Raw genomic sequence first — 23,230 nt, forward strand, 5'->3', positions numbered from 1 at the left:
CAGACGATCGGGGGCGGTCGGCCGGGCTCCTGGACCCGGCCGCCCGCCTCCTTCCTTGCCCGAAAGTGTGGAGGTCTGATGGGCCGCTATGTCATCCGCCGACTGATACAGGCGATCCCTGTACTGCTCGGCGCGACGCTTCTGATCTACTACCTGGTGAACGCACTGCCCGGCGACCCGGTGCAGGCGCTCTCCGGCGAGAAGCGCCCCGACCCGCTGGTCGCCGCGCTGATCCGCGAGAAGTACCACCTCAACGACCCGTTCCTGGTGCAGTACTGGCACTACATCAGCGGGGTCTTCACCGGCAACCTCGGTGAGGACATGAGGGGTCGCGCGGTCATCGACATGATCAGCGAGGCGCTCCCGTACACCGTCAACCTGGCCCTGGTCGCCTTCGCGATCGAGGCCCTGATCGGTGTGTCGGCGGGTGTGCTGGCGGCCCTGCGCCGGGGCAAGTTCCTCGACCAGCTGGTGCTCATCACCACGCTGCTGGTCATCTCCATTCCGGTGTTCGTGCTCGGCTCCGCCCTCCAGCTGGTGCTCGGCGTGAAGCTGCGCAACGACTACGGCATCGACTTCTTCCCGGTCTCCTTCAAGGACGAGGACGGCCTGCGGGCCTACCTGCTGCCGGCGTTCGTGCTGGCCTCCACCTCGCTGGCGTACGTCGCCCGGCTGACCCGCACCAGCCTGATGGAGACCATGCGCGCCGACTACGTGCGCACCGCCGTCGCCAAGGGCCTCAGCCGCCGCCGGGTGATCGGTCGTCACGCGCTGCGCAACGCCCTGATCCCGATCGTCACCTTCCTCGGCGCCGACCTCGGCGCGCTCATGGGCGGTGCGGTCATCACCGAGAAGCTCTTCAACATCCACGGTGTGGGCGGTCTGCTCGCGCAGTCCATCTACAACAAGCAGGGCGTGGTCATCGTCGGCGTGGTGACCTTGCTGGTGCTGGTCTACCTGGTCGCCAACCTGCTCGTGGACATGCTGTACGCCGTGCTCGACCCGAGGATCCGCTATGAGTGACACGATCGTCGTCGACCCCGCGGTCCCGGCCGCCGGGGGCACCGGCCCCGAGGGCGAGCCGGAGAAGAAGCAGAAGCCCGAGCGCGTCGCGAGCCTGTGGAGCGACGCCCTGCGCGACCTGCGCCGCAACCCGGTCTTCGTGATCGGTGCGACCCTGGTGCTCCTGCTGCTGGTCGTCTCCGCGGTGCCGCAGCTGTTCACCAGCGGCAGCCCGTTCGCCAACGACGCCTGCGACCTCGCCGACTCGCTGAAGCGGCCCAGCGCCGACCACTGGTTCGGCTTCGACATCCAGGGCTGCGACGTCTACACCCGCACGGTGTGGTCGGCCCGCAACTCCATCGTCGTCGGCGTGCTGACCACCACCCTGGTGACCGTGGTCGGCTGCCTGCTCGGCCTGCTGGCCGGCTGGGTCGGCGGTGTCCTGGACAGCGTGCTGTCCCGCTTCACCGAGATCTTCTTCGCCGTCCCGTCGCTGCTCGGCGGCATGCTGATCATGTCGTTCTGGGGCTCCGGCAACGTCATGTCGGTGTCGCTGGTGCTGGCCGCGCTCGGCTGGCCGCAGATCTTCCGGATCATGCGCGCCTCGGTGATCGCCAACAAGCACAACGACTACGTGGTGGCCGCCCGGGCGCTCGGCGCGGGCAACCTGCGGATCACCTTCCGGCACATCATGCCGAACGCCATCGCGCCGGTGATCGTGGTCTCCGCGATCAGCCTGGGCGTCTACATCGGCGCCGAGGCCGCGCTCTCCTACCTCGGCATCGGTGTCCAGCCCCCGCAGATCTCCTGGGGCCTGATGATCAGCGACGCGTCCAACCGCTTCCTGGAGGCGCCGCACGTGCTGCTCTTCCCGGCCGCGGCCCTGAGCGTCACCGTGCTGGCCTTCATCATGGTCGGCGACGCGGTCCGCGACGCCCTCGACCCGAAGCTGCGCTGAGAGAAGAGGTGACGATCGGATGACCACCGCCATCGAGACCAAGAAGACCGAGCGGCTCGCCGTGGGCACGCCGCTGCTGGAGGTCCGCGACCTCCACGTGGAGTTCCGCACCCGCGACGGCGTCGCCAAGGCCGTCAACGGCGTGAACTACTCCGTGGCCGCCGGCGAGACCCTCGCCGTGCTCGGCGAGTCGGGCTCCGGCAAGTCGGTGACCGCCCAGACCATCATGGGCATCCTCGACATGCCGCCCGGCCGGATCACCCAGGGCCGGATCCTCTTCCGCGGCGAGGACATGCTCGCCATGAAGGAGGAGCAGCGCCGGAGGATCCGCGGGCGGAAGATCGCGATGATCTTCCAGGACGCGCTCTCCTCGCTGAACCCGGTGCTGTCCGTCGGCTACCAGCTCGGCGAGATGTTCCGGGTGCACGAGGGCGCCTCCCGCAAGGAGGCCCGGGCCAAGGCGATCGAGCTGATGGACCGCGTCCGCATCCCGGCCGCCGCCCAGCGCGTCGACGACTACCCGCACCAGTTCTCCGGCGGCATGCGCCAGCGCATCATGATCGCCATGGCGCTCGCCCTGCAGCCCGACCTGATCATCGCGGACGAGCCCACCACCGCCCTGGACGTCACCGTCCAGGCCCAGGTGATGGACCTCCTCGCGGAGCTGCAGGCCGAGTACAACATGGGCCTGATCCTGATCACCCACGACCTCGGCGTGGTCGCCGACGTGGCCGACAAGATCGCCGTGATGTACGCGGGCCGGATCGTCGAGACCGCCCCCGTCCACGAGCTGTACGCCAACCCCGCCCACCCCTACACCAAGGGCCTGCTCCGGTCGATCCCGCGACTGGACCAGAAGGGCGAGGAGCTGTACGCGATCAAGGGCCTGCCGCCCAACCTCTTCCGGGTGCCGTCCGGCTGCGCGTTCAACCCGCGCTGCGACGCGGCCACCGACCTCTGCCGCACCGAGACTCCGGTGCTGCACCAGGTGCTCGACAAGGACGGCGCCGAGCTCGCGGGCCGCCGCAGCGCCTGCCACCTCTGGAAGGAGACCCTCCATGGCTGAGCCCATCCTGGAGGTCAAGGACCTGGTCAAGCACTACCCGCTGCACCAGGGCATCCTCTTCAAGAAGCAGGTCGGTGCGGTCAAGGCGGTCGACGGCATCTCCTTCCAGCTGCACAAGGGCGAGACGCTGGGCATCGTCGGCGAGTCCGGCTGCGGCAAGTCGACCCTCGCCAAGGTCCTGATGAACCTGGAGCGGGCCACCTCCGGCCAGGTGCTCTACAAGGGCGAGGACATCTCCCGGCTGTCCGGCGCGGCGCTCAAGGCCGTCCGCCGGAACATCCAGATGGTGTTCCAGGACCCGTACACCTCGCTGAACCCCCGCATGACGGTCGGCGACATCATCGGCGAGCCCTTCGAGATCCACCCGGACGTCGCCCCCAAGGGGGACCGCCGCAAGGCGGTGCAGGACCTGCTGGACGTGGTGGGCCTCAACCCGGAGTACATCAACCGGTACCCGCACCAGTTCTCCGGCGGCCAGCGCCAGCGCATCGGCATCGCCCGCGGCCTCGCGCTCAAGCCCGAGGTCATCATCTGCGACGAGCCGGTCTCCGCCCTCGACGTCTCCGTCCAGGCCCAGGTGATCAACCTGCTGGAGCAGCTCCAGCAGGACTTCGAGCTCTCCTACATGTTCATCGCCCACGACCTCTCGATCGTCCGGCACATCTCCGACCGGGTCGGCGTGATGTACCTCGGCAAGATGGTCGAGATCGGCACGGACGAGGAGATCTACGAGAACGCCACCCACCCCTACACCCAGGCGCTGCTCTCCGCCGTCCCCGTCCCCGACCCGGCCGGCCGCGAGCGCCGCGAGCGGATCATTCTCTCGGGTGACATCCCCTCCCCGGCCAACCCGCCGTCCGGCTGCCGCTTCCGCACCCGCTGCTGGAAGGCCGAGGAGCGCTGCAGCACCGAGCTGCCGCTGCTCGCCGTCCCGGAGATCGGCGAGGGCCCGGCCAAGCACGCCTCGGCCTGCCACTTCGCCGAGGTCCGCGAGGCCGTCGCCGCCGCCTCCTGACCCGTCCGGACGCCCTTTGCGGGCCCGTGGTGCGACCGCACCGCGGGCCCGCGGCGTTTCGGCACCCATCCGGCGGTATCCAGGTCGCGCCGCCGTGGCCCCGCTCCTTCGATGGGGTGTGATGCGTCATACACCCAGAGGAGGAAGCCCCATGCCTGCAGCGACCAGAGTGCGCTGGGCCTTGGTTCTCGCAACCAGCGTGGCCCTGGTGGCCACCGGCTGCAGCAGCGACGGTGGCGGTGGCAGCAGCGGAGCCAGCGGGGGCACCGGCGGCATCGTCACCGCCTGGTGGGGCGACCCACAGAACCCGCTCGAGCCGGCGAACACCAACGAGGTCAACGGCGGCGCCGTCATCGACATGATCTTCACCGGTCTGGTCCAGTACGACCCCAAGACCAGCGAGCCGAGCAACGCCAACGCGGAGTCGATCACCTCGGACGACCAGCAGAACTGGACCGTCAAGATCAAGCCCGGCTGGAAGTTCAGCGACGGCACCACGGTGACCGCCAAGTCCTACGTCGACGCCTGGAACTACGGCGCCCTCTCCACGAACAAGCAGCTGAACAGCAGCTTCTTCTCGTACATCCAGGGCTACGACGCGGTCGCGCCGGCCTCCGGCAACCCGACGGCCCAGACCCTGTCCGGTCTCAAGGTCGTCGACGACAACACCTTCACCGTGGCGCTCACCCAGAAGTTCTCCACCTGGCCCGCCACCCTCGGCTACTCGGCGTTCGTCCCGCTCCCGGCGGCCTTCTTCTCCGACCACGCGGCCTACCTCAACAAGCCGATCGGCAACGGCCCGTACGAGATCAGCTCGTGGACCAAGAGCGCGAAGATGGAGCTGCGGCCGTTCTCCGGCTACAGCGGCGCGGACAAGCCCAAGAACGGCGGCATCGACCTCCGGGTCTACACCGACACCAACGCCGCCTACGCCGACCTCCAGGCCGGCAACCTCGACGTCGACAACGGCCTGCCCAACAGCGCCCTGAAGACCGTCGAAACCGACCTCAACGGCCGCTTCCTCAACACTCCGGCCGGCATCATCCAGACGGTCTCCTTCCCGCTCTACGACCCGAACTGGAACACCGCGAACGCCCAGAAGGTCCGCCTCGGCCTCGCCATGGCGATCGACCGGCCCACCATCACCAAGGTCGTCTTCAACGACACCCGCACCCCCGCCAGCGACTGGACCTCGCCGGTGCTCGGCGAGGCGGGCGGCTTCAAGGAAGGCATCTGCGGCCAGGCCTGCACCTACAACCCGACCCAGGCCAAGCAGCTCGTCCAGGAGGGCGGCGGCATCCCCGGCGGCCAGCTCACCATCTCCTACAACGCCGACGGCCCCCACAAGGAGTGGGTCGACGCCGTCTGCAACAGCATCAACAACGCCCTCGGCAACACCAGCGCCTGCGTCGGCAACCCGATCGGCACCTTCGCGGACTTCCGCAACCAGGTCACCACCAAGAAGATGACCGGGCCGTTCCGCACCGGCTGGCAGATGGACTACCCGCTGATCCAGAACTTCCTGCAGCCCGTCTACACCACCGGTGCCTCGTCGAACGACTCCGGCTACAGCAACCCGCAGTTCGACTCCCTGGTCAACCAGGCCAACGCCAACGCGGACAAGTCCGCCGCGATCAGCCAGTTCCAGGACGGCGAGAAGCTGCTCGCCACCGACCTGCCCGCCATCCCGCTCTGGTACCAGAACGGCACCGTCGGCTGGTCCTCCCGCGTCGACAACGTCCTGCTCAACCCGTTCAGCGTCCCGGTCTACGACCAGATCACCGTCAAGTAGTCGGCAGCGGCCGCCGGGGCCCCGGGCCCCGGCGGCCGCCCTTCCGGCGGCCCCCTGGAGGTTCGCATGGGACGCTACGTCATCAGACGCCTGCTGCAGATGATCCCGGTGTTCCTCGGGAGCACCTTCCTCATCTTCGTGATGGTCCACGCGCTCGGCGACCCGGTGAACGCGCTCTTCGGCGACCGGGCCCCCGACCCGGTCGTCGCCCAGCAGATCCGCGAGCAGTACAACCTGGACGAGCCCCTGTGGCTCCAGTACCTGATCTACATGGGCAACCTGTTCCGCTGGGACTTCGGCACCACCTTCAACGGGCAGTCGGTCACCTCGCTGCTCGCCACCGCCTACCCGGCGACGATCAAGCTCACCGCCGTGGCCTTCTCCATCGAGGTCATCTTCGGTGTCGGCTTCGGCCTGATCAGCGGCCTGCGCCGCGGCGGCTGGTCGGACAACACGGTGCTGATCTTCACCCTGATCGTCATCTCCATCCCCACCTTCGTCACCGGCTTCGTGCTCCAGTACCTGGTCGGTGTGAAGTGGGGCGTCCTGCCCGCCACGGCCGGCGAGGACCTCACCTTCGAGTCCCTGCTGCTGCCAGGCATCGTGCTCGCGTCCGTCTCGCTCGCCTACGTCGCCCGGCTCACCCGCACCACCGTCGCCGAGAACTCCCGGGCCGACTACGTGCGCACCGCGGTGGCCAAGGGCCTCCCGCGCCGCCGGGTGGTGCTCAACCACCTGCTGCGCAACTCGCTGATCCCGGTCGTCACCTTCCTCGGCGCCGACCTAGGCGCCCTCATGGGCGGCGCGCTGGTCACCGAGCGGATCTTCAACATCCACGGCGTGGGCTTCTACCTCTACCAGGGCATCGTCCGTCAGAACACCGCCACGGTCGTCGGCTTCGTGACCATCCTGATCATCATCTACCTGGCGGCCAACCTGCTCGTCGACCTGCTCTACGCGGTCCTGGACCCGAGGATCCGTTATGCCTGACCAGGAGAAGTACAACAAGGCGGACCCGCTCGCGGACGCCGGCACCGAGGAAGAGGAAATCCAGAGTGCCATCGAGAGCCGCACCTTCGACCTCGGCACCATGGAAGCGCAGACTTTAATCAAGAACGAGCGACTCGACGACGAACCGGAGATCCCAGCGGCCGACGACCGGGTCAAGCCGCGCAGCCTCTGGCAGGACGCCTGGCGCGACCTGCGCCGCAACCCGATCTTCATCATCTCCGGACTGCTGATCATCTTCCTGGTGGTGATGGCGATCTGGCCCGGTCTGTTCACCTCCACCGACCCGCTGAAGTGCGACCTGTCGAAGGCCCAGCAGGGCGCCGAGTCCGGCCATCCCTTCGGCTACGACGGGCAGGGCTGCGACGTCTACTCCCGCACCGTCCACGGAGCGCGCGCCTCCATCACGGTCGGCGTCTGCGCCACCGTCGGCGCCGCCCTGCTCGGCACCGTGCTCGGCGGCCTGGCCGGCTTCCTCGGCGGCTGGTCCGACTCGGTCATCTCCCGGGTCGCCGACATCTTCTTCGGCATCCCGATCCTGCTCGGCGGCCTGGTCTTCCTGTCGGTCATCCCCAGCCGGTCGATCTGGATCGTGGTCGCCTTCATCGTGGTGCTCGGCTGGCCGCAGATCGCCCGCATCGGCCGCGGCGCCGTGATCACCGCCAAACAGCAGGACTACGTGACCGCGGCCAGGGCCCTCGGCGCGAGCAACAGCCGGCTGATGCTGCGGCACATCCTGCCCAACGCGGTCGCGCCGATCATCGTGGTCGCCACCATCGCGCTCGGCACCTACATCGCCCTGGAGGCCACCCTGAGCTTCCTCGGCGTGGGCCTCAAGCCGCCGACGGTCTCCTGGGGCATCGACATCTCCTCGGCCTCGGCGACCTTCCGCAACGCTCCGCACATGCTGCTCTACCCGGCCGGGGCGCTGAGCCTCACCGTCCTGGCGTTCATCATGCTCGGCGACGCCGTCCGCGACGCTCTCGACCCGAAGCTGCGCTGAGAGGGGCCCCCACCAACCATGAACAGCGGCAACAGCGACGCCGGCGGCGGCGCCATCCGGATCGACACCCGTGCGGCCGTCACCGCCACGCCCGGGGGCGAGCTGCTCGACGTCCGCGGCCTGCAGGTCGAGTTCCGCACCCGCGACGGCGTCGCCAAGGCGGTCAACGGCGTCGACTACTCCGTCCGCGCGGGGGAGACCCTCGCCGTGCTGGGCGAGTCGGGCTCCGGCAAGTCCGTCACCGCCCAGGCGATCATGGGCATCCTGGACAGCCCGCCCGGCTTCGTCACCGGCGGCGAGATCGTCTTCAAGGGCCGCGACCTGCTCAAGCTCGGCGCCGAGGAACGGCGGAAGATCCGCGGCGAGCAGATGGCCATGATCTTCCAGGACGCGCTGTCCGCCCTGAACCCCGTCCACAGCGTCGGCACCCAGCTCGGCGAGATGTACCGGGTGCACCGCGGCGTCTCCCGCAAGGAGGCCAAGGACAAGGCCGTCGAGCTGATGGACCGCGTCCGCATCCCGGCCGCCAAGCAGCGGGTGAACGACTACCCGCACCAGTTCTCCGGCGGCATGCGCCAGCGCATCATGATCGCCATGGCGCTCGCCCTGGAACCCGACCTGATCATCGCGGACGAGCCCACCACCGCCCTGGACGTCACCGTCCAGGCCCAGGTGATGGACCTCCTCGCGGAGCTGCAGGCCGAGTACAACATGGGCCTGATCCTGATCACCCACGACCTCGGCGTGGTCGCCGACGTGGCCGACAAGATCGCCGTGATGTACGCGGGCCGGATCGTCGAGACCGCCCCGGTCGATCAGCTGTACAAGAGCCCGGCACACCCCTACAGCCGCGGCCTGCTCGACTCCATCCCGCGCCTGGACCAGAAGGGCCAGGAGCTGTACGCGATCAAGGGGCTCCCGCCCAACCTGCTGAGGATCCCCCCGGGCTGCGCCTTCAACCCGCGCTGCCCCCGGGCCCAGGCCATCTGCCGGCAGGAGGTGCCCGACCTGTTCGAGGTCACCGCCGACGACGGCACCCGCCTGCCGGGGCGGGGCAGCGCCTGCTTCTTCTGGAAGGAGACCCTCCATGACGTCTGACGGGGCCGGCGCGGTGGACGCCGCGGTGCCGCAGGAGGCCGCCTTCGAGAAGGACGTGCCCCGCGGTGAGCCGATCCTGCAGGTCCGGGACCTGGTCAAGTACTTCCCGCTGACACAGGGCATCTTCTTCAAGAAGCAGGTCGGTGCGGTCAAGGCCGTCGACGGCGTCTCCTTCGACCTGATGCAGGGCGAGACGCTGGGCATCGTCGGTGAGTCCGGCTGCGGCAAGTCGACCCTCGCCAAGGTCCTGATGAACCTGGAGCCCGCCACCAGCGGCTCGGTCCGGTTCAAGGGCGAGGAGATCTCCCACCTCACGGGCGCCGCACTCCATCGCGTGCGGCGCAACATCCAGATGGTGTTCCAGGACCCGTACACCTCGCTGAACCCCCGGATGACGGTCGGCGACATCATCGGCGAGCCCTTCGAGATCCACCCCCAGGTGGCGCCGAAGGGGGACCGCCGCAAGGCGGTGCAGGACCTGCTGGACGTGGTGGGACTCAACCCGGAGTACATCAACCGGTACCCGCACCAGTTCTCCGGCGGCCAGCGCCAGCGCATCGGCATCGCCCGCGGCCTCGCGCTCAAGCCCGAGGTCATCATCTGCGACGAGCCGGTCTCCGCCCTCGACGTCTCCGTCCAGGCCCAGGTGATCAACCTGCTGGAGCAGCTGCAGAACGACTTCAACCTGTCGTACATGTTCATCGCCCACGACCTCTCGATCGTCCGGCACATCTCCGACCGGGTCGGCGTGATGTACCTCGGCAAGATGGTCGAGATCGGCTCCGACGAGGAGATCTACGAGCACGCCACCCACCCCTACACCCAGGCGCTGCTCTCCGCCGTCCCCGTCCCCGACCCGGCCGGCCGCGAGCGCCGCGAGCGGATCATTCTCTCGGGTGACATCCCCTCCCCGGCCAACCCGCCGTCCGGCTGCCGCTTCCGCACCCGCTGCTGGAAGGCACAGGAGAAGTGCGCCATGGAGATCCCGCTGCTCACCGTCCGCCCGTGGCTGGAGGGGTGGGCCGCGCACGAGTCAGCCTGTCACTTCGCGGCGGAGCGCGACATCGAACGGAGCGCGGCGGAGCGCGACATCGAGCAGAGCGCGGCGGAGCGCGACATCGAGCAGAGCGCGGCGGAGCGGAAGACCGATGAGAACCCGGGCGGCACGCCCTAGCCCGGCCGGGCACGGAAACGGCGGCGGGCCCCCTCCACCACAGGTGGGAAGGGGCCCGCCGCCGTTGTACCGGCCCTGCGGCCGTCAGAGCTGCTTGGTGTCCCGCTGCTCCGGGACGGCGGCCTTGGCCGGGGCCTCGGGCGCGTCCTCGGGGAAGTGGCAGGCGGTCAGGTGGCCCTCGCGGTTGCCGGAGAGCTGCACCAGCGGCGGCTCCTCGGTCGCGCACTTCTCCTGCGCCTTCCAGCACCGGGTGCGGAACCGGCAGCCGGACGGCGGGTTGATCGGCGACGGAACGTCACCGGTGAGGCGGATGCGCTCGCGGGCGTCGTCCGGGTCCGGCTCGGGGACGGCGGACAGCAGCGCGTGGGTGTACGGGTGCCGCGGGCTCTCGTACAGCGACTGGCGGTCGGCGATCTCCACGATCTTGCCGAGGTACATGACCGCGACCCGCTGCGAGAAGTGCCGGACGACCGCGAGGTCGTGCGCGATGAAGAGGAACGCGATGCCGAGGTCCTTCTGCAGCTGCTGCAGGAGGTTGACGACCTGCGCCTGGATGGAGACGTCCAGGGCGGAGACCGGCTCGTCGGCGACGATCAGCTTCGGGTTGAGCGACAGCGCCCGGGCCACGCCGATGCGCTGGCGCTGGCCGCCGGAGAACTCGTGCGGGAAGCGGTTGTAGTGCTCCGGGTTGAGGCCGACGGTCTCCAGCAGCTCCTGGACCCGCCGCTGGATGCCGCCGGGCGGGTTGATCCCGTTGATCTCCATCGGCGCGCTGATGATCGAGCCGACGGTGTGCCGCGGGTTCAGCGAGGAGTACGGGTCCTGGAAGATCATCTGGATCTCGGACCGGATCGGCGCGAGCTCCTTGCGGGAGGCGTGCGTGATGTCGCGGCCCGCGTAGCTGATGGAACCGGCGGTGGGCTCCAGCAGGCGGGTGACCAGGCGGCCGGTGGTCGACTTGCCGCAGCCGGACTCGCCGACCAGGCCGACCGACTCGCCGGAGTGCACGGTCAGATCGATGCCGTCGACGGCGTGGACGGCGCCGACCTTGCGCTTGAACAGGAAGCCGTCCATCACCGGGAAGTGCTTCTGCAGGCCGGAGATGCTCAGCAGCGGGTCGGCGGAGGCCGGTGCGGCCGGCGCGGACTTGTCGAGGGTCAGCTCGTTGCTCATGGTGTTCTGCCCGTCCCTGTCAGCCGAGCCGCGGCTGGATCTGATCGATGAAGATGTCCTGCTTCTGGGCCGCCGTCAGGTGGCAGGCGGTGGCGTGGCCGGCCTCCGGCAGGAGGGCCGGGCGCTCGGTGGTGCAGCCTCCGCCGACGACCTTCTCGCGGTGGTCGCAGCGCGGGTTGAACGGGCAGCCGGACGGCAGGTGGATCAGGCTCGGCGGCGTGCCGCGCACCGGCCGCAGCGGGACGTCGACCGGGCCGGTCAGGTTCGGCATGGAGGAGAGCAAGCCCCAGGTGTACGGGTGCTGCGGGGTCTTGAGCACCTCGCGCACCGTGCCCCGCTCCACCGCACGGCCCGCGTACATCACCATGATGTTCTGCGCGGTGTTGGCGACCACGCCGAGGTCGTGGGTGATCAGGATGATGGCGGTGCCCATCTCCTGCTGCAGGTCCTTGAGCAGGTCGAGGATCTGCGCCTGCACGGTGACGTCCAGCGCGGTGGTCGGCTCGTCCGCGATGACCAGCTTGGGGTTGCAGACCAGCGACATCGCGATCATCGCGCGCTGGCGCATGCCGCCGGAGAACTGGTGCGGGTAGTCGTCCACGCGCACGGTCGGCTGCGGGATGCCGACCTTGGTCAGCATCTCGATGGCGCGGTCCCGGGCCTCCTTCTTGGAAGCGCCGGTGTGCTTGCGGAAGGTCTCGCCGATCTGCTTGCCGATGGTGTGGAACGGCGACAGCGCGGTCAGCGGGTCCTGGAAGATCATCGACATCGTCTTGCCGCGGAGCTTCTCCAGCTCCTTGGTCGGCGCGCCGACCAGCTCCTGTCCGGCCAGCTTGATCGAGCCGGTGATGTCGGTCTTCTCCGGGTTGTGGAGGCCGAGGATCGCCAGGTTGGTGACGGACTTGCCGGACCCGGACTCGCCGACGATGCCGAGCGTGGTGCCCGGCTCCACCTCGAAGGAGAGGTTGTCCACGGCCCGGACCACGCCGTCCTCGGTGCTGAATCGGACCGAGAGGTCGCGGACTGAGAGGAAGGCGGTGCTGCCGCCGCTGCCGGCGGCCGCCTCCTCGGGCTTGGCCTGGGTGGTCATGGACTGGGCTCCTCGGTGCGGTACGTGAGGTCGGGAACGGCTGGTTCGGCCAGGGGTGCGGCCGGTCAGGCCAGGCGGATGCGCGGGTCGATCAGGGCGTAGGCGGCGTCGACGATGATGTTGAAGAACACGATCAGGGTCGCGGCCACCAGGGTCACACCGATCAGCATCGACAGGTCGGAGTCGATGAACGCGCCGATCGCGAGCTGGCCCAGACCGTGCAGGCCGAAGGTGGTCTCGGTGATGATCGCACCGCCGAGCAGCACGCCCAGGTCGATGCCGAAGACGGTGACGATGGTGCCCATCGCGCCGCGCCACGCGTAGCGCATGAAGACCGAGGTGCCCGACATGCCCTTGGCGCGGGCGGTGCGGACGTAGTCCTCGGTGAGCTGCTCGACCATCGAGGAGCGCGTCATACGGGTGTAGTTGGCCGTCCAGATCAGCGAGAGCACGATCCACGGCACGAGCAGGCCGGTGAACCAGCCGAGCGGGTCCTCGGTGAACGGCACGTAGGTCGGCTGCTTCATCAGGTCGGTGCTGTACACCAGCGCCCACAGGGCCAGCGGGCCGGCGACGTAGATCTGCATCGAGGTGGCGACCAGCGAGGCGGCGCTCGCGACCTTGTCCAGCGCCTTGCCCTGCTTGTGGGCGGCCAGCATGCCGGTGCCGATACCGAAGATCAGGAAGACGATGGCCGAGCCGACGGTCAGCGACAGCGTGGTCGGGAAGCGGTCCAGCAGGGTGTCGAGCACCATCTCCTGCTTGACGAAGGAGTAGCCGAAGCAGGGTGCGTCGCAGTGCGGGAGCGAGCCGGGCAGGTCACGGCCGACGAAGATGCCGGTGAGCCAGTGCCAGTACTGCATGGGCACCGACTCGTCGAGCCCCATGCTGTGCCGGATCAGCGCAAGGTTCTCGGGGGTGCAGACCTTGCCGCAGGAGAGCCGCGCCGGGTCCGCCGGGATGGCGAAGAAGAGCGCGAAGGTGACCATGCTGATGATCAGCAGGATGACGAGGGCGCCGATGGATCGGCGGACTAGGAAACGGAGCATGGGGTCGGGCTCTCCTGATCGGGGCGCCGGCTGCGGGTGCGGTGGCGAGCAGAGGGCGAGTGGGGCTTTAGGGGGCCAGGGCGGTGGGGCACCGGCGGGTGGTTCCGGCCGATGCCCCACCTTGGGCTACTGCACTGTGCCGAGGACTACTTGACGTAGATGTTCAGCGGCGACTGCAGACCGAACAGCGTGTCGAACTTCACGCCGCCCAGGCCCGAGCCGTACAGGCTCAGGGAGCGCTGGTACACGTCCGGGATGGACACGGCCTTCTCCTGCAGCTTCTTGTCCAGGGCCGCCCAGGCCTTGCCCTGCTCGACCGGGTCGGCGATCTTGACCGCGGCGTCGATCGCGGCGTTGACCTCCGGGTCGTTCAGGTGCGCGTAGTTGGAGGCACCGTCCGCGATCGCGCGGCCGTCCCACACCGGCTGCAGCGAGGTGTAGCCGGTCGGCCAGTCGGCGCCCCAGCCACCCCAGTACAGGTCGTACTCGTTGTTCACGAGGCCGATGGCGTCGTAGTAGGTCTTGGCGTCGAGCGGCTTCGGGACGAACTTGAAGCCGGCCGCCTCCAGGGCGACGCGGATCGCCTCGGTGACCTTCTGCTGGACCGGGGTGTTGTTGTAGGCGTAGACGATGGTCTGGCCCACGGCGTTGGCCTCGGTGAGCAGCTTCTTGGCCGCCTCCGGGTCGCCCTGCGGCTTCTTGAGCGTGTCGAAGACGTCGCTCTTCTCGTAGCCGAGGACGGTCGGGCTCATGTAGGTGGTGGCGTAGTCGCCGTAGCTGGTGCCGCCCTGGAGCTGGCGGGTCTGCTGGTGCGGGAACGCCCGGAGCAGCGCCTCGCGGACCTTCTGGTCCTTGATGCGGGTGTTGTTGATGTAGTAGTAGTCCACGTAAGGCGTCAGGCCCTCGAGCGTGCGGGGCTTGAGCTTCTCGTCGGCCTTGACCTGGTCGATGAAGCTGGTGTGGACCTGGTTGTGGAAGCTGAAGGCCGTCTTGTCCGCGCCGTTGTCCGCGATGAAGCGCTCGGTGGACTGCTGGGCCTGGACGCCGAACTCCATGTGCCACTTGTCCGGGTAGGCGTTCCGGATCGGGTCGGTGGCCGGGTCCCAGTTGGGGTTGCGGACCAGGTCGAGCGACTTGTCGGTGACGTGCTCGGCGATCTGGTACGGGCCGGAGGAGAACGGCTTCTTGTCGTACGCCTCCTTGGTGTCCTGGGCCTTCGGCACGACGCCGTAACCGGTCATCGCCAGGGTGAAGTTGGCGTCCGGGTGGGCGTCCTTGAAGGTGAAGACGACGGTCTTGGCGTCGGGCGCCTGCACACCGTCCAGGCTCTTGCCCTCGTACGGGCCGGGGTAGGCGTCGCGGTACTTGTCGCCGGCCAGCCACTGCTGGATGTAGATCGGGCCCGACTTCACGAACGGCGCGAAGGTGCGCTCGATCGAGTACTTGACGTCGGCCGAGGTGATCGGGGTGCCGTCCTGCCACTTCACGCCGTCCTTCAGCGTGAACTTCCAGGTCTTGCCGCCGTCGGTGGTGGTGCCGGTGTCGGTGGCGAGGTCGCCGACCAGCTTCTGGGTGCCGTCCGGCAGGTACTTGTAACCCGTCAGCTGACGGGTGAGCAGCAGCGAGACCTCGCTGTTGTAGTTCATGTAGATCTGGGCCGGGTCCAGGTGCGAGAAGTCGTCGCGGTCGATCATGTTGACCGTGCCGCCCTTCTTCGCGTTCGGCTCGGCAGCGGCGGGGCCCTTGGAGTCCTCGGCGGTGCCCACGGAGATCGTGGTGGCCTTGACCGGAGCCTTCGAGGCGCCGTTGGCGGCGCCGTCGCCGTTGCTGTGGCCGCTGGAGCAGGCGGTGGTGACGGTCAGGGCCCCGGCCACCATGATGGCGGCGGCGAGCCGCCGCGACTTGCGAGCGTTCATCTTCATCCTGCCTTGGAAGGTGTCTGCGATTTCAGTTGGGTGCCCGGGGCTGGGGTGCCCATCCCCCCGGAGTCTGTGGGGCTGCTCGGCGCCGCCGGTGGGGTCAGCGGTTGGCCTTCGGGTCGAATGCGTCCCGGACGGAGTCGCCGAGCAGGTTGAACGCGAGGACGAACAGCACCATGGCCAGGCCCGGGAAGAGCAGGAAGGTGATGTCGGTTCGCAGGTACTGGGCCGCATCGGCGATCATGCGACCCCAGTCGGGGGTGGGCTCGGTGACACCGACACCCAGGTAGGACAGGCCGGCCTCGGCGGTGACGAAGGCGGGGAGCGCCAGCGTCGACTGCACCAGGATCGGCGTCCACAGGTTGGGGAGCAGCTCCTTGAAGATGATCCGCGCCGGCGAGGCACCGGTGACCTTGGCGGCCTCGATGAACTCCCGCTCGCGCAGCGACAGGGTGGTCGCGCGCAGGATGCGGGCCAGCGACATCCAGCCGAGGAGCGACAGGACGATGGTCACCGCGGTGAAGGACAGCCAGGTGGGCTGCGCCTCGTTGTTGGCGACCAGCAGGCTGGTGACCACCGGCATGGTGGCGATCAGGAAGATCTGCGACGGGAACGACATCAGGATGTCGATGATCCGGCCGATGAAGTAGTCCGTCTTGCCGCCGAGGTAGCCGGCCGCGATGCCCAGCGCCACACCGATCACGGTGGTGAGCAGGGAGACCGCGACGGCGATCAGCAGCGAGGTGCGGATGCCGTAGATCAGCAGGATGAACACGTCGCGGCCCAGGCCCGGCTCGAGGCCGAACCAGAAGTCGCCGCTCATACCGCCGTTGGGGCCCATCGGCAGACCGGAGTCGGTCAGCAGGTCGGGGGCGTTCTGGCCGTAGTGGGTGACCGGGTCCTTGCCGTAGACCATCGAGATCAGCGGGGCGAGCAGCGCGACCAGGACGAAGGCGACCACCACGACGCCGCTCACCACACCGGTGCGGTCACGCATGAAACGACGCCACATCAGCTTGCCCGGGGAGAGCCCCCGGAAGCCCGGATCTGACGGAGCGTCGGCCGAGGTGTTGGCGGCGAGGTCCGATGTGGACCCGACCAGAACGCTGTCGTCGTCCGTCGTGGCCCCGGTAGGCGTCGTCATGGTGCTAAAGCTCCCGACCGTGGTCTGTGTGCAGCAAGGAGAAAAAGTTGGATGCACGGACTCTTGCAAGTCGTTAATCGAACGTCAAGAGTTCCTCACTCTGCGGATGCCCATTTCTTGCTTCGTGCTGCAATATCAACCACTTCGTAGTGCGAAATGCCTTGACATGGCTCGGATGAGACGGTCATATTCGGACATACGCCATCAAAATCTGTTCACGCGTCCGTAACGTGCTGGATGGGCATCCGCTATGTGGACGCAGCGGCGGCGCCGGCCAGTTGTCGATGCGCGTAGACATGCTGTCCGTTTTGGGCATTCTTTGGCGAAATGTGGCCCGCGTTGAACCGTCCGATAATCGGACACTACCGTTTTACGGTAGCCGGCTCGAATTTTTGGGCATGTCCGGGGTGTGCCGCAGAGCAATTCGCCCCCGCTCTTGGATGGCAAATTCACGCCACTGGCGAGTATTCGCCGTGCATTCTTCTGCGCTACTTCTGGAAGCCGATGTCCTCGTACACCGGATCGGACAGTCCGGGCGCGCCCAGGTTGGCGACCGTCCGCCGGGCCGCGAGGATCGCGGGCCGCTGGTACAGCGGTATCAGGCCGGCGACCCGCCACGCCTCCGCATCGGCACGGTTGATCGCCTCGTAGCCCTCCTTCGCCGTCGCGCTCGACGCTGCGTCAGCGATGGCCCGGTCCAGTGCCTCGCTCCCCACCTGGGAGACGTTCCCACCGGCCCCCTGCTGGAAGGTACTGGCCAACGACGTCGCCGGGAAGGGGGTACCGGCGATGCTGATCAGTGTCAGGTCGAAGTCGTGCCGGTTCACGTACCGGTCGAGGAACTCCGCGTTGGGCACCTTCTGCACGTCCACCTGGATCCCGGCCAGCGCCAGCATCTCCAGGACCTGCGTGCTCTCCGCCGCGGCCACCGGGCTCGCGTCCGGCACGACAAGACGGAGCGTCAGCGGCTCGCCGCCCCGGCTGCGCATCGCGAAGCCCGGCCGGGGCCAGCCCGCCTGCTCCAGGGCGTCGTCGGCCGCGTCCACGTCGTACTGGCTCAGCCCGCCCGAGTTGTCCCGGTAGCCGTTCTGGCCGGGCACCAGGAAGTGGTTGTTCATCGGCGTGTAGGGCCAGTTGATGCCCTTGAGTCCGGAGCGGGCGATCGCCTCCCGGTCGATCGCCTGCAGCACCGCCCGCCGCACGGCCGGGTCGGACAGCTTCCCGCTGCGCCCGTTCAGCACCAGGGCGCGGACGTTGGGGCCGCCGGCCTGGCGGATCTCCCCCTCGGCGACGGCCGAGACCTGCTTGTAGGCGGCGGCGTCCGGCCCGATGTCGGCGTAGTCGACGCTGCCCCGGGTGAAGGCGTCGGCCGTGGCGGCCGGGTCGGTCACCCGGAAGACGATCCGGTCCAGCATCGGCTTCTGGCCCCACCAGCCGGGGTCGGCCTCCAGGGTGACCGTCCCCTTGGCGCGGTCGATCCCGACCGGCCGGAAGGGGCCCGCGGTGGCCGGGATGCGGTCGGTGTAGGCGGTGTTGAACTCCTCGGCGGTGCCGGTGTACTTCGCCGGCAGCAGCGGGCAGTCCGCGGCGTTGTTGAACATCGCCTGCCACTCGGAGAAGCGGGTCCGGAAGACCATCACCGCCTGGTGGTCGTCACGGCCGCGGACGACCGACTCGACCCGGTCGAAGCCGGTCGTGGAGGCCGTCCGGTAGTCCGGGTCGGTGCCGTTCAGGGCCCGCCAGGTGGCCGCCAGGTCGCGCCAGGTGATCGGGGTGCCGTCGGACCAGTGCGCCTTGGGGTTGAGCGTCCAGGTGACCGTCTGGCGGCCGTCGCGCATCTCGCTGACGGCGCTCAGCAGGTAGGCCTGGTTGGGGGTCTGGGTGCCGCCGGCGTCGGAGCGCCAGAAGGTCGGCAGCAGCGCCTTCATGACCGCGGTGGTGGCCGGCTCGGTGCCGTCGACGTGCAGCGGGTTCCACTGGGTGGGCAGCCGGTCGACGGCCCACTGCAGGGTGCCGCCCTGGCGGAGCGCGGAGCGCGGCCTGGGGTTGACCGAGGCCTGCGTCATCCGCTGGACGCCGCCGTCCGCCACGCGGGCGGTGCCGGCGTCGAGCGCGGACGGGTCCGGATCGCCGCTGCCCGAGCACGCGCACAGTGCGAGCGCCAGGGCGGCCGCCGACGCGGTCAGGGCGAGCGGGAACCGGGGTCTGGTCACGAGGGTCTCCCAGCTGGGCGGTGCGGCGGGGGTGGCCGTCTGCGCGGGATGGGGCGGCTCGGCTGGGGCGACATCCTGCTGACCGGGCGCGCGGATTGTCGACCTGGTCCCGATCAAGGATTGGTAACGCGGGGCGGCAGGGGGTCGTGGTGCGGAGCTTGCCCCGTTTTGCCCCGCCACTGGCGAGTAACCGCCAGGGAACGCCGCGGAGGCCGGGCCCGGACCGGCGGGTGCCGGCGGGCCCGGCCTCCGCGGCCGTGCTGTGCTGGGTCCGGCCCACGGGGCCGGCGGCCGGCCCGGATTCGGGCCGGCGGTCGGGTCGGTGGTCAGGCCGGGAAGGTGAAGACCCGGTCCCTGCCGCTCTTGCCGATCACGGCGGCGATGCCGTCCGCGACGTCCTGCGGGGTGATCGGGACCAGGGCGCCGTTCTTGCGGGTCTTGGACTTGTCGAAGACGCCGCCGAGCGCGGCGTCCAGCTTGTCCAGGTCCCAGGTGAGGACGACCTTGCCGGAGGCGTCCGGGGCGAGGGTCAGCGCCTTGCTGGCCGTCACCTTGCCGAAGTCCCACTTCTTGGCGCCGGCCTTCAGCGTCACATTGCCGGCCAGGACCTGCTTGCCGAGCTCGGCCGCGGCCGCCTTGAGGACGTCCTCGCCGACCTTGGGCTGGGCCGCGGTCAGGGCCAGGGCGACCTCGCCGCCGTCCTGCCCGGCGGCGCGGTTGCGGTACGCGGCCTCGACCGCCTCGGCCGCGGCGGCGGAGTCCAGGGCCTGCCCGGCCTTGCCCGGCACGACCTCGGTCTGGCCCGTCTCGGTGAACCGGACGTAGCCCTCCTTCAGGCCCTGCCCGGACTTGGCGGCCAGCTCGTCCAGCGCGGCCTTGAGCTTCGCCCGGTCGACCTTGACCTCCGGCGCGACCGCCTTGGTGCCGCCGGCCAGCGAGCCGATCACGTCGACCGGGTTGTAGCTGTGCTTGGTCAGGCCGTCGACCGTCGCCGTGGTGTCGAAGCTCAGTCCGGCGGTGGCCGGGTCCAGGCTCAGCGACTGCCCGCCGAGCTTCAGCTTGATCGGCTCCTTGCCGGTCTTGGCCACCGACTCGTCGAGGGCGCTCACCGCCTGGTCGCGGGTGTTGCCGCCGATGTCGGTGCCGAGGACCGTGGTGCCCTTGGGGATGTCGGCCTGGTTGAGCATCAGCCCGGTGCCGTACGCGGCGGCGCCGGCGAACAGCAGGCCGCCGACCGCGTAGCCGGCCAGCTTGCCGCCGCGGCCGCGCCGCTTGGGCGCCGGCTCGGAGGAGGCCTTCGGGGCCGGCTCGGGGGCGGGCTCGGGCGCCCGCTCGGCCGCGGGTGCCGGGCGGTTCCGGGCGGCGCCCGGGAAGCCCTCGGTGCCGTCGAATCCGCTGCCGAATCCGCTGCCCGGCCCGCCGGCGGCGAACGGATCGCCCTGCTGCGGCGCCCCGCCGAACGGGTCGGCGGCCGCGGCGGCCGGGTTGCCGGCGAACGGGTCGCCGGCCGGGGCGGTGCCGAACGGGTCCGCGGCCGGGGAGGTGGCGAACGGATCGGCCGCGGGGGAGGTGGCGAACGGGTCCGCCGCCGGGCCGGTGGCCGGCGGGGCGGAACCGAACAGGTTGGCGGTCGGCAGGCCCGGTATCGAGCCGCCCGGACGCGCGTCGTCGCGGATCGGCTCGAAACCGCCGATCTGGGTGTCCTCGGGCTCCTGCGCGGCGGCGCCGGCCGCGCGGCCGGCCGCGAACGGGTCGGCCGGGCCGGAGCGGAACGGGTTCTCCGGCGTCGGGCCGGCGAACGGGTCCGCCGGGGCGCTGCGCGGTGCACCGGCGGCGGGGCCGGGGGCGGGCGCGGCGAACGGGTCCGGCGCGAAGCGGCCTGTCGGGCGCGGGCCCGCGGCACCCTCCGGGCGGCCCTGCTGCGGGGCTGCGAACGGGTCCTGGGGAGCCGCGAACGGGTCCTGCGGGGCACCGTCGGGCCCGCCGGCGAACGGCGAGGCCGGAGCGCCGGTCGGCCGCGGCGCCGGCCGCTGCTCGCCCGGCTGCGGCGCGCGCGGGCCGGGGGCGGCGGCGCGCGGGGCGGCCTGCGGGGCACCGGACGCCGCCGCGGGCTGCGGGGCGGTCTGCGGGCCGGGCTGCGGGGCCGCGCCCGGGCCGGGCTGGGAGGCCGGGTTCGGACGGCCTGCCGGTGCGCCGGCCGGAGCGCCCGTGGGTGCCGGGGCGGGCCCGGCGTCCTGACGGCCCCTCTGCCGGGGCCGGAACCAGGCGCCGGTCGACTCGGACTCGCTCGGGCCGCCCTGCGGCCCCTGGCCGCCGCCCTGACCGCCCGGGCCGCCGGGTGCGCCCTCCTGCCACTCCGGCGGGAGCTTCGGCGGGGCCGAGGCGGTGCCGGCCTCCATCACGCCGAGGACGGGCGAACTGCCGCCGCCCTCCGAGCGGTGCCGGGGCGCGCCCGCGTCCGCCGGGGCCGCCGGGGGCTCCTCGTTCTTGACGGGGCTGCGCACCACGATCGGCGGGATCGGCCGGGAGCCGGGGATGTTGATCCGCATCCGGGTGGTGAGGGTGGTCTCGGTCTTCGGGACGTCGTCGGCCGGGGCCTCCTGGCCGCCGACCGCGGCGGCCTGGGAAGCCGTGCCGAAGGGGTCGTCGCTGCGGCCGTGCGCGAAGGCGGCGGCGCCCGGCAGGCCGGTGCCGTACGGCGGGGTGCCCGAAGGGTAGGCGTCCGCCCCGTCCGCCGGACGGCGGCCGGGGTTGCCCCCACGGGACTGCGGGTACGCGCTGTCAGATTCGCGGCTGCTCAATGCTGCTCTGCTCCGGGTTCGCGGCCTCGCCGTGGGCGGGGCCGCGGGTTGTGGGGCGTCCCGCCGCGCGCACGGAAGCCACCGCGCTGCGGGCCGGACGAACCCTCCGACACCAGCTTCTTCACGTGTTGGCTGAGACGGCGCCGCCGCCACGCGATTGGGCCGAAGGTACTCTTCCGCCCGGCATCCGCGGCGTCCGGGGGCCGTCGTTCCCCGGTCGCACGACCGGAGGCACCCGCACCGGCACCACCTTACTGGGAAGCGCAGAGCGGTGGCCTGGATCAGAAGAACCCGATCTGTCCGATTATTCCGCTATGCGACTTATGTGCGAGGGTCCCTGACAGGCCGTTTCCGATCGTCCGCCGGGGCCCCGAGGCCGAAGCCCGTCCGGGTCGGCAGCGTCGCGCAGACCACCCCGGCCACCGCGCCCGCGAAGATGTAGAGGTACGAGGTCAGCCCGGCCGCGAGCACGAAGTCGCCCTCCGGCCGCGGGGCCATCATGACCATCAGCACGGCGAACCAGCCCGCCAGCGGGATGCCCGCGCCGAGCTTCGTCCCGGTCAGCCGGAGCCCGCCGTAGAAGACGCCGAGCGTCCCGGCGAGGGCCAGCAGCACGCCGAAGGGCGGCCACAGGGCCTGCACGAAGGTTCCGCACAATGCCACCGCCGCCCCCAGCAGGAACAGCACCACGTAGGCGGCCACCCGGAAGCCGCGCGGCGGCAGCGGCTCGGCCAGCCGCTGCGACCGCGTCCCGAGGAGGACCTGCTGCGGCTTCACCCGGCCACCCCGGCGAAGAGGTCCGTCTCCGGCAGCGGCCCGCCGGGCTCGCCGTGCACCAGCTGGTAGTACTCGGTCGCCAGCAGCGGCTGCCCCAGGTCGTTGCTGAGTGCGAAGTGGTTGCCCGCCACGGTGATCTGGGTCTCGTGCGCCCGCATCGCGGCCGCCTTCGCGCCGGCGTACGCGGTGCCGTCGACCACCGCGGTCACCGCCCCGTCGTCCACCACGCCCGGAATGTCGCCGACCGCGGCGGTGCCGGGGAAGGCCGCGGCCTGCGCCGTCTCCTTCAGGGCCCGCTCGATCACCGAGCGCGGCATCCGGTTGTAGTACACCTTGGCGATCCGCCAGGCCCCGCCCAGCTCCGGCCGGTACGCCGGGTCGGCCGCCAGCTCGTAGGCGCGCAGCGCCACCCGGTGCGCCTGGATGTGGTCCGGGTGCCCGTAGCCGCCGCGCTCGTCGTAGGCGACCAGAACCTGCGGCCGCACCTCGCGGACCACCGCGACCAGGTGGCCGGCCGCCTCGTCCACGTCGGCCTGCCAGAAGCAGCCGGGGTGCTCGTTGTCGGCGACGCCCATCATCCCGGAGTCGCGGTAGCGGCCGGGGCCGCCGAGGAAGCGGAAGTCGGCGACGCCGACCGCGCGCATCGCCGCGGTCAGCTCGCCGATCCGGTGTTCGCCCAGGGTGTCGTCCCGATCGGCCGTCAGGCGGGCCAGCCCGGGCGGGATCACCTCACCGCCCTCGCCGAGGGTGCAGGTCACCAGCGTGACCAGGACGCCCTCGGCGGCGTACCGCGCCATGGTGGCTCCGTTGACGATCGACTCGTCGTCGGGGTGCGCGTGCACCAGGAGCAGGCGGCGGGGCGGTCGGTCGGAGGCTGCGGTCATGGCCGCCAGCCTAGTGCCGCATCAGGCGAAGGTTGCCTGACGCGGCACTGGCGGCCGGAGGTCC

General features: G+C 70.3%; 18 protein-coding genes. 9 read left to right on the forward strand and 9 right to left on the reverse strand.

All coding sequences use genetic code 11. The features are described from left to right. Window positions 1-78: 78 nt before the first annotated feature. The 9 genes from ACQ614_RS22000 to ACQ614_RS22040 all read left to right on the forward strand — a co-directional run bounded on the left by ACQ614_RS22000 (window position 79) and on the right by ACQ614_RS22040 (window position 10,116). Entirely contained in the window at window positions 79-1,023 is a 945-nt protein-coding gene (locus tag ACQ614_RS22000) for an ABC transporter permease (RefSeq protein ID WP_431680257.1), read from the forward strand. Then, window positions 1,016-1,960, forward strand: coding sequence for an ABC transporter permease (locus ACQ614_RS22005; RefSeq protein ID WP_431680259.1), 945 nt, complete (start codon window positions 1,016-1,018; stop codon window positions 1,958-1,960). Before ACQ614_RS22000 ends, ACQ614_RS22005 begins: the two co-directional genes overlap by 8 nt. 19 nt (window positions 1,961-1,979) lie before the next feature. Further along, window positions 1,980-3,026, forward strand: a complete 1,047-nt coding sequence (locus ACQ614_RS22010) for an ABC transporter ATP-binding protein (protein WP_431680261.1) — start codon at window positions 1,980-1,982, stop codon at window positions 3,024-3,026. Further along, complete coding sequence (locus ACQ614_RS22015; protein WP_431680263.1) at window positions 3,019-4,041, forward strand: ABC transporter ATP-binding protein; 1,023 nt, start codon at window positions 3,019-3,021, stop codon at window positions 4,039-4,041. Before ACQ614_RS22010 ends, ACQ614_RS22015 begins: the two co-directional genes overlap by 8 nt. A 151-nt stretch (window positions 4,042-4,192) precedes the next feature. Then, window positions 4,193-5,833: a peptide ABC transporter substrate-binding protein gene (locus ACQ614_RS22020; RefSeq protein WP_431680264.1), complete on the forward strand. Its 1,641-nt coding sequence runs from the start codon at window positions 4,193-4,195 to the stop codon at window positions 5,831-5,833. Window positions 5,834-5,899: 66 nt separating this feature from the next. Next, entirely contained in the window at window positions 5,900-6,823 is a 924-nt protein-coding gene (locus ACQ614_RS22025) for an ABC transporter permease (RefSeq protein ID WP_431680266.1), read from the forward strand. Continuing rightward, on the forward strand, window positions 6,816-7,844 hold the full coding sequence (locus tag ACQ614_RS22030) for an ABC transporter permease (protein ID WP_431680268.1): 1,029 nt from the start codon (window positions 6,816-6,818) through the stop codon (window positions 7,842-7,844). Before ACQ614_RS22025 ends, ACQ614_RS22030 begins: the two co-directional genes overlap by 8 nt. A gap of 18 nt (window positions 7,845-7,862) precedes the next feature. Next, window positions 7,863-8,942 carry an ABC transporter ATP-binding protein gene (locus tag ACQ614_RS22035; protein ID WP_431680269.1) on the forward strand — a complete coding sequence of 360 codons (1,080 nt, stop codon included), beginning with the start codon at window positions 7,863-7,865 and terminating at the stop codon, window positions 8,940-8,942. After that, complete coding sequence (locus ACQ614_RS22040) at window positions 8,932-10,116, forward strand: ABC transporter ATP-binding protein (RefSeq protein ID WP_431680270.1); 1,185 nt, start codon at window positions 8,932-8,934, stop codon at window positions 10,114-10,116. Before ACQ614_RS22035 ends, ACQ614_RS22040 begins: the two co-directional genes overlap by 11 nt. Before the next feature lie 84 nt (window positions 10,117-10,200). Here the strand turns inward: ACQ614_RS22040 and ACQ614_RS22045 are convergent, their stop codons facing one another. The 9 genes from ACQ614_RS22045 to mshB form a co-directional block, all read right to left on the reverse strand. Then, on the reverse strand, window positions 10,201-11,289 hold the full coding sequence (locus tag ACQ614_RS22045) for an ABC transporter ATP-binding protein (protein ID WP_431680271.1): 1,089 nt from the start codon (window positions 11,287-11,289) through the stop codon (window positions 10,201-10,203). Window positions 11,290-11,308: 19 nt separating this feature from the next. Continuing rightward, window positions 11,309-12,379 carry an ABC transporter ATP-binding protein gene (locus ACQ614_RS22050; RefSeq protein ID WP_431680272.1) on the reverse strand — a complete coding sequence of 357 codons (1,071 nt, stop codon included), beginning with the start codon at window positions 12,377-12,379 and terminating at the stop codon, window positions 11,309-11,311. A gap of 65 nt (window positions 12,380-12,444) precedes the next feature. Continuing rightward, window positions 12,445-13,428, reverse strand: coding sequence for an ABC transporter permease (locus tag ACQ614_RS22055; protein ID WP_431680273.1), 984 nt, complete (start codon window positions 13,426-13,428; stop codon window positions 12,445-12,447). A 146-nt stretch (window positions 13,429-13,574) separates the two neighbouring features. Then, window positions 13,575-15,344: an ABC transporter substrate-binding protein gene (locus ACQ614_RS22060; protein ID WP_431680274.1), complete on the reverse strand. Its 1,770-nt coding sequence runs from the start codon at window positions 15,342-15,344 to the stop codon at window positions 13,575-13,577. Between the two features lie 103 nt (window positions 15,345-15,447). Further along, window positions 15,448-16,491 carry an ABC transporter permease gene (locus tag ACQ614_RS22065; protein WP_431680275.1) on the reverse strand — a complete coding sequence of 348 codons (1,044 nt, stop codon included), beginning with the start codon at window positions 16,489-16,491 and terminating at the stop codon, window positions 15,448-15,450. 488 nt (window positions 16,492-16,979) lie between these two features. After that, the gene (locus ACQ614_RS22070; protein ID WP_431680276.1) at window positions 16,980-18,704 is read right to left on the reverse strand and encodes an ABC transporter family substrate-binding protein; all 1,725 of its coding nucleotides are present in this window, start codon (window positions 18,702-18,704) and stop codon (window positions 16,980-16,982) included. A 326-nt stretch (window positions 18,705-19,030) separates the two neighbouring features. After that, complete coding sequence (locus tag ACQ614_RS22075) at window positions 19,031-21,505, reverse strand: peptidoglycan binding domain-containing protein (protein ID WP_431680278.1); 2,475 nt, start codon at window positions 21,503-21,505, stop codon at window positions 19,031-19,033. Between the two features lie 321 nt (window positions 21,506-21,826). Beyond that, on the reverse strand, window positions 21,827-22,282 hold the full coding sequence (locus ACQ614_RS22080; RefSeq protein WP_431680279.1) for a DUF6113 family protein: 456 nt from the start codon (window positions 22,280-22,282) through the stop codon (window positions 21,827-21,829). Continuing rightward, on the reverse strand, window positions 22,279-23,166 hold the full coding sequence (gene mshB, locus ACQ614_RS22085) for an N-acetyl-1-D-myo-inositol-2-amino-2-deoxy-alpha-D-glucopyranoside deacetylase (RefSeq protein WP_431680280.1): 888 nt from the start codon (window positions 23,164-23,166) through the stop codon (window positions 22,279-22,281). The genes ACQ614_RS22080 and mshB overlap by 4 nt, the downstream gene beginning before the upstream one ends. Window positions 23,167-23,230: the final 64 nt, after the last annotated feature.

It is taken from the genome of Kitasatospora dryopteridis (assembly GCF_050749075.1).
GTDB lineage: Bacteria > Actinomycetota > Actinomycetes > Streptomycetales > Streptomycetaceae > Kitasatospora.

Bases quoted from the DNA above. Each gene is read 5' to 3' on its own strand.
- ACQ614_RS22000 (WP_431680257.1), top strand. From the start codon at position 79: ATGGGCCGCTATGTCATCCGCCGACTGATACAGGCGATCCCTGTACTG.
- ACQ614_RS22005 (WP_431680259.1), top strand. From the start codon at position 1,016: ATGAGTGACACGATCGTCGTCGACCCCGCGGTCCCGGCCGCCGGGGGC.
- ACQ614_RS22010 (WP_431680261.1), top strand. From the start codon at position 1,980: ATGACCACCGCCATCGAGACCAAGAAGACCGAGCGGCTCGCCGTGGGC.
- ACQ614_RS22015 (WP_431680263.1), top strand. From the start codon at position 3,019: ATGGCTGAGCCCATCCTGGAGGTCAAGGACCTGGTCAAGCACTACCCG.
- ACQ614_RS22020 (WP_431680264.1), top strand. From the start codon at position 4,193: ATGCCTGCAGCGACCAGAGTGCGCTGGGCCTTGGTTCTCGCAACCAGC.
- ACQ614_RS22025 (WP_431680266.1), top strand. From the start codon at position 5,900: ATGGGACGCTACGTCATCAGACGCCTGCTGCAGATGATCCCGGTGTTC.
- ACQ614_RS22030 (WP_431680268.1), top strand. From the start codon at position 6,816: ATGCCTGACCAGGAGAAGTACAACAAGGCGGACCCGCTCGCGGACGCC.
- ACQ614_RS22035 (WP_431680269.1), top strand. From the start codon at position 7,863: ATGAACAGCGGCAACAGCGACGCCGGCGGCGGCGCCATCCGGATCGAC.
- ACQ614_RS22040 (WP_431680270.1), top strand. From the start codon at position 8,932: ATGACGTCTGACGGGGCCGGCGCGGTGGACGCCGCGGTGCCGCAGGAG.
- ACQ614_RS22045 (WP_431680271.1), bottom strand. From the start codon at position 11,289: ATGAGCAACGAGCTGACCCTCGACAAGTCCGCGCCGGCCGCACCGGCC.
- ACQ614_RS22050 (WP_431680272.1), bottom strand. From the start codon at position 12,379: ATGACCACCCAGGCCAAGCCCGAGGAGGCGGCCGCCGGCAGCGGCGGC.
- ACQ614_RS22055 (WP_431680273.1), bottom strand. From the start codon at position 13,428: ATGCTCCGTTTCCTAGTCCGCCGATCCATCGGCGCCCTCGTCATCCTG.
- ACQ614_RS22060 (WP_431680274.1), bottom strand. From the start codon at position 15,344: ATGAACGCTCGCAAGTCGCGGCGGCTCGCCGCCGCCATCATGGTGGCC.
- ACQ614_RS22065 (WP_431680275.1), bottom strand. From the start codon at position 16,491: ATGACGACGCCTACCGGGGCCACGACGGACGACGACAGCGTTCTGGTC.
- mshB (WP_431680280.1), bottom strand. From the start codon at position 23,166: ATGACCGCAGCCTCCGACCGACCGCCCCGCCGCCTGCTCCTGGTGCAC.